This window comes from Bradyrhizobium sp. ARR65, assembly GCF_000472385.1.
Lineage (GTDB): Bacteria > Pseudomonadota > Alphaproteobacteria > Rhizobiales > Xanthobacteraceae > Bradyrhizobium.
Genome location: NZ_AWZU01000108.1, coordinates 1 through 5,476, shown reverse-complemented (window position 1 = coordinate 5,476; position 5,476 = coordinate 1). Strand labels below are relative to the sequence as shown.

Annotated in this window: 5 protein-coding genes and 1 pseudogene; all 6 read right to left on the bottom strand. The window is 61.3% G+C overall.

Going from position 1 to position 5,476, the window contains the following annotated elements; translation table 11 throughout:
• A partial coding sequence (locus F758_RS49125; protein ID WP_157450409.1) for a transposase occupies positions 1-151 on the bottom strand: 151 nt, incomplete at its 3' end.
• A 21-nt stretch (positions 152-172) separates the two neighbouring features.
• On the bottom strand, positions 173-634 hold the full coding sequence (locus tag F758_RS0142460; RefSeq protein WP_024513440.1) for an SAM domain-containing protein: 462 nt from the start codon (positions 632-634) through the stop codon (positions 173-175).
• A 311-nt stretch (positions 635-945) separates the two neighbouring features.
• The gene (locus tag F758_RS0142455; RefSeq protein ID WP_198026715.1) at positions 946-1,509 is read right to left on the bottom strand and encodes a DUF3237 domain-containing protein; all 564 of its coding nucleotides are present in this window, start codon (positions 1,507-1,509) and stop codon (positions 946-948) included.
• A 96-nt stretch (positions 1,510-1,605) separates the two neighbouring features.
• Positions 1,606-2,928 (bottom strand): HlyD family type I secretion periplasmic adaptor subunit, encoded by a 1,323-nt coding sequence (locus F758_RS0142450; RefSeq protein WP_024513438.1) that lies wholly within the window; start codon positions 2,926-2,928, stop codon positions 1,606-1,608.
• The gene (locus F758_RS0142445; protein WP_024513437.1) at positions 2,925-5,048 is read right to left on the bottom strand and encodes a peptidase domain-containing ABC transporter; all 2,124 of its coding nucleotides are present in this window, start codon (positions 5,046-5,048) and stop codon (positions 2,925-2,927) included. Before F758_RS0142445 ends, F758_RS0142450 begins: the two co-directional genes overlap by 4 nt.
• A gap of 14 nt (positions 5,049-5,062) precedes the next feature.
• Positions 5,063-5,476 (bottom strand): annotated as a pseudogene (locus tag F758_RS50600) (hypothetical protein); the annotation flags it as partial.

Below are 5,476 nucleotides of genomic sequence, written 5' to 3'. Positions count from 1 at the left end.
CCGTAACCAGATTGCGGTGAACATCATGGCGTCGCGCAACCTCGACAACACTGGCCCCAGGCGCCCGACTCTCCTCCACGATCCGAAGCTTCTCGGCAGNGGTCCACCGCCGACGCCGCTCCGGACCGGANAGAACCGTAACCGTCGTCACGTTTGCTCATTTGCTTGCAAATTAATCAGCAAACCATCTCACGCCAAAACGCGATCCGGAAGGCGGTGCTCGGCGGAAGCTTACGAAGCTGCGCACAGTCTCGGTGACGCATCTCTGATAGGCCGAAATCACCTCTCGCAAGTCCTCCGGGTCCATACGGGCGGAAAGTGCCGTCGAACCAACAAGGTCGGAGAACATCACCGTGACTTGCCGGCGCTCGGCGAAATCCAGTGCGCGTGGTGCGGCTGGTGCGATGGCCGCAGCCGCACCAATGGCGGCTGCGGGTGGGGTTTGATCACCGGCCTTGAGGTCAGCAATCGCGCGCAGGAGCTTGCGGCGATGACCAAGCGACTTGACCCCAATTTTTTCGAGATCCTGGTCGGTCAGATCGCGCAGAACAGAAAAATCAATGTCATTCTCATCAAAGCAGTGCGCATACTGCTCGACCCCGAGCCTTTTGAGCCAGTCCGTAATCTTCTCCATGGCGGCCCCCACCGCTCAACTTGTGAACTAACGAGCTTGGGCACCAAGGTCGACAGTATATTCCGACAAGCCCCGGGCCGCACGTCGTTCATTAGCTCTTGGGAGCTGGCATTACTGCGCCAAAATCGGTCCAGCCGGGCTCCAGCTTGCTTGACGCCGTGCTCGCCGCAGCGCACCCGACCTAACCGCGGCCGTTGGGTACTACAGCGATTTGTACATCAGGAAACGTCCGCTGTAGTGTTCTGACTGTACTAGGCGCCCTTCGGTCCTTGACGATTGGCCAGCCCGACAACCGGAAGCTCAAATGCGGATCACTTCACGGCAAATATGTCATATCGTACGTAGCTTCCCTCACCGGCTTTGAAGGAAACCATCTTGCCCACGGCCTGGACCGCATTGAGCCAGGCGTATTTATCGGACTTCGTCTGAAACGTCGGCGTGGTGATGAAGTAGCAGTCGTCCGCCTTTAGCTGCTCTCCTGCGTTCATTCTGTCAGCCTGCTCCTTACTGCATTGGACGGCGCCTCCATAGCTCACGTAGATGAGCTCGCCATCGTCGGTCTGAATCGTGCCGCGCACATCAATGCGGAAGACGCCGGACGGCATCACCCGTCCCCAGTCGGCGACCGGTGCCACGACTTTTCCTTTGATGCGTGGCCCCTCAACCCATCCGCCCGGTTGCCCATTGTAAATGTGGAGACTTTGATCAATTGCCTGAGGAGCGTCGAGGGGCGCGTGCAACGTCATCAGGTACTCGGTCTTTATTGAAGTCTCGGGACCGCCGGCGGATGCCGGCACGGATGTGGCAAGCGCCGCAGCGAACGCGCCTACGGGGATGATCCAGGATATTGGTTGAGGAGACGACAGGCCCTTCATTTTGTACCCTCCCATTCTGGTTGTCTAACCGTGCACGAGACACCTCTTAGCTGGTGTGTGTCGCGCTCTCGATCCGCCGAGAACTCGAGGCGCTGATCATGGCTCTCGGATACTCTCGTCGAGCACGCGAAGGAGCGGATACAGAAAGTACGACATGACGCTGCGGTCGCCGGACTTGATTTCCGCCGTCACCGCCATCCCGGGGATCAGACGGAAATGGTCTGGCACATTGCGCAACTCGGCTGAGGTAAGCTTGATGCGCGCCTTGTAGTGGGGCCGCGCTTCCGCGTCCTTCTTGGGATCTGGACTAAACACGTCCTCGGATAGCGTTCTGACCTCGCCCTCGAGCGTGCCGTGCTTTTGGAATGGCCAAGCTTCAAGCTTTACCTTTGTAAGCGACGCCGTCTTGACCTGTCCCACGTCGCGTCCCTCCACCAGAACCTCCGCCTCGAGCGGTGAATTGAGAGGAACGAGCGTGTAGAGCGGCTCCGCCTCCTTCATGACGGATCCCACCGAGCGTTGCGCCACATCGAGGACGATGGCATCCGCCGGCGCCTCCAGCACGGTGACCTCGTTTCGTCGGGCCGCCTTCTCGAGCTGCTTGGCCGCGGCATCGCGGTCGCGGCGGGCCTGCACGAGGTCCTCGCCAAGTTGCTGGCGGAACTCGGCCACATAGGCGGCCTTGTCGGCGTTCAGCCGATTGAGCGTCTGCTGAAGTTCAAGACATTCGTTCGCCGCCAATTGCATGTCTCGCTCGATCTGCATGCGCTGGGCCTGGGCATCGAGATAAGCGATCTTGGTACCGACCTCTTTTTTGAACAGCTCGCGCCGCATGTTCTCAAGTTCACGCGCGATCACGAGGCGCGGCTTCAACGCTTCGTGGTCGGCGGTCTTGGTGGCAATCCTCGCCTCAGTCTCGCTGATCTGCTTGTCGAAGGACTCAAGCTTGGCCCTGTACTTCCCGACATGCTGTGTCCAGATGGCGAGCTGCAGGCGCGCCTCGTCGTCGATGAGCTCCGGTGCGTATGGCTTGTCGGCGATTTCGGCATTCAGGCGAGCGATCTGCGCATCAAGGCTCGCGATCTTGCCGCGGAGCTGCGCTGCGTCGGCCATGCTGAAGGTCGGGTCAAGAGCGGCCAGAGGATCACCCTTTTGCACGACGTCGCCGATCTTGGCATTGAGTGTGCGGACGACCGAAGTCTCAAGCGGCTGCACGACGATCGTCGCAGCGGTCGTGACAAGCTTGCCCTGCGCAACCACGATCCGATCGACCTTCGCGATCGATGCCCAGGTGATACCGCACGCGATGACCGCGACGAGCATGTAGAGTACGACCCGCTCGCTCGCGGGCGGACGCTGCTCGTCGACTTGACGGGCCTCGCTTTGGAATTCGCGAGCGATTGGCAGTAGCTTGCTCATGCGGCGAGGTGGCGATGTTGCTGATTCCAAAGGTGACGATACGTCGTGCAGCGAGACATCAGCTCGCCATGAGAACCCAGATCGACGAGCCGACCGCGATCCAGGACGACGATTTTGTCTGCAGTGACCAGTGAAGACAGGCGGTGCGAGACGACGATTACGGTACGCCCCTTGGCGATCGCGGCAAGGTTTGTCTGGAGGATTGCCTCGCTCTCCGGGTCGAGCGCCGAGGTTGCCTCGTCAAGGATCAGGATCTTCGGCTGGCGCAGCAGAGCTCGCGCGATCGCAATCCGTTGCTGCTGCCCGCCGGAGAGGTTTGTGCCGCCTTCTTCGAGAAGGGTGTCATAGCCTTGCGCAAGCGTCTTGATGAACTCGTCGGCCCCCGAAGCCGTGGCCGCGGCTACGATCTCCTCGAGGGCGGCGTCGGGCTTGGTCGAGCCGATGTTTTCGCGGACCGTGCCCCGGAAGAGAAAGCACTGCTGCAGCACGACGCCCACCTGGCTGCGGAGGTGCGGCAAATCAATCTCGCGGACGTCGTGACCGTCGATGCGCACAGAACCGAGCTGAAGCGGATACATGGCGCGTATGAGGCGCGTCAAAGTGGTCTTTCCGGAGCCGCTGCGGCCGACGACCCCGAAGACCTCACCAGGGCGGACACTGAGAGAGACATCGTCGAGCGCCGGCGGCGCGCTCTCGGAATAGCGGAAGGTGACGTGATCGAACTCGACCTGTCCGGCGATCGGCGCCCTAAGCCCCCGCACGTCCGGATTCCGTTCCGGCCGCCTGTTCATGATCTCGCCGAGCATGCGCACCGACAAACCCGCCTCTTGATACCCATGGACCAGCGAAACGATCTGCCCGAGCGGTCCGGTGACGCGGCTCGAGAGCATGTTGAAGGCGATCAGGGCGCCTACGGTCATATGGCCGTCGAATACGAGCTGGGCGCCAAAGCCAATGACCGCGACCGTCAGCAGCTTCTCCAGAAGGCCGATGACTGCCTGTGCCCCGGTCGAGATCCGGCCAACCCGAAAGTGCGACTGCGCAGCCTGGGCGCAGCGCGTGTCCCACTCCCGCCGCCGCAAAGGCTCGGTTGCGAGCGCCTTCACCGTCTCCATGCCGTGGATGGTCTCGACGAGATAGGCCTGGCGCTGTCCCTCCGCTTCATAGAGGGCACGCAGTCGGCGCCGATAGACCGGCACAAGGCCGCCGATGACGCAGGCGGTGAATGCGGAAAACCCGAGTACCAGCATCGCCAGCACCGTGCTGTACATGAACAGGAGCGGAACGATGACTAGCAGCGAGGTCGCGTCGAGTAGCGTCAGGAGGAGCCGGCCGGTCAAGAACTCGCGGATCTTCTCGACCTGTTGCATGTGCTTGGTGATGACGCCGGCCGAGACGCGCTCGAAGAAATCGATGGAGAGAGAAAGCAGGCGCTCGAAGGTGCGGGTCGATGTTCGGACATCGATGCGCGCCGAGGCATAGACCAAGAGGGAGCGCCTGAGATAGCTGAACGCAGCATCGAAAACGACGGCGAGACTGACGCCGGCCGCCAGAACGTAGAGCGTGGTGTAGGCCTGGTGGACCAGAACTTTGTCGATGGTGATCTGGATGAAGATTGGCAAGGCGAGCGCCAGGACCTGAAGCATGAGCGCCGCGACGACGATGTCCCGGAAGCTCCCGGCGTTCCGCAGGATCTCCGGGACGAACCATGCGAAGCCGAAGGGGCGCGCCTCATCCGCGAAGGCATAATTGCGACGGAGCAGCAGGGCCTCGCCTTTCCAGATTCGACAGAACGTCTCCTTTTCGAAAGCGGTCACCTCCGGCTGCTTGGATGTCGGATCGACAATGCCGAGCCTTTCGTCCCGCATGCCGACGGCGATACGATGGCTACCGTCGGCAAGGCGAACGATGATCGGGTAGGCTTGGCCGAGACGATCCAGATCCCTCCATTTCAGCTTTAGCGTTTTTGCCCGAAAGCCGCTCTTTCGGGCAATGGACGGCAACAGGCGGTCGCTCGCGTCATTCTCGGCAAGGGCAAAGTCGTGCTTAAGGCGGTCGACGGAGAGGTCGACCCCGTGATATCGGGCGACGACGACCAAGCACTCGAGCGCCGAGTCCATGACGGCGGCCCCTTTTATCCATGATGGAAGGCCAAGGACGGTCTTTGCTCTTCCGCGGTTGTTAGTGAGCTGGGCAACAGCCCCAATGCGCCGCCGCTCACGAAAGGCGCAGCCATGAAGTGCTCGGTCAGCGCCGCAATGTCGGGCATTGGGCCATTGGTGCGTGTGAGAGAACCTACACTGCCGCCGCTCAATTGATTTCGTGCGCCGGTGGCGTCTTGGCTGCCAAACTGGGACATCAGATCGGACAGACTACGGGGATTGATGGCTGGCCCAGAGACGGTGGATGCAGGCGGATCCGTGACGGTGATGCTTTTCGGTGCCGAGGTGCCCGTCTCCCCGCTGGTGCTATTTGATGCCGTCACTGTGAAGGTATTCACCGGGTGCCCGTTTCCGGGGAGAGTCGAGTTCAGCGTCAGACCGCTAAT

What these genes read in the sequence shown, in the direction of transcription:
- F758_RS0142460 (WP_024513440.1), bottom strand. Translation starts at nt 634, where the DNA reads ATGGAGAAGATTACGGACTGGCTCAAAAGGCTCGGGGTCGAGCAGTAT.
- F758_RS0142455 (WP_198026715.1), bottom strand. Translation starts at nt 1,509, where the DNA reads ATGAAGGGCCTGTCGTCTCCTCAACCAATATCCTGGATCATCCCCGTA.
- F758_RS0142450 (WP_024513438.1), bottom strand. Translation starts at nt 2,928, where the DNA reads ATGAGCAAGCTACTGCCAATCGCTCGCGAATTCCAAAGCGAGGCCCGT.
- F758_RS0142445 (WP_024513437.1), bottom strand. Translation starts at nt 5,048, where the DNA reads ATGGACTCGGCGCTCGAGTGCTTGGTCGTCGTCGCCCGATATCACGGG.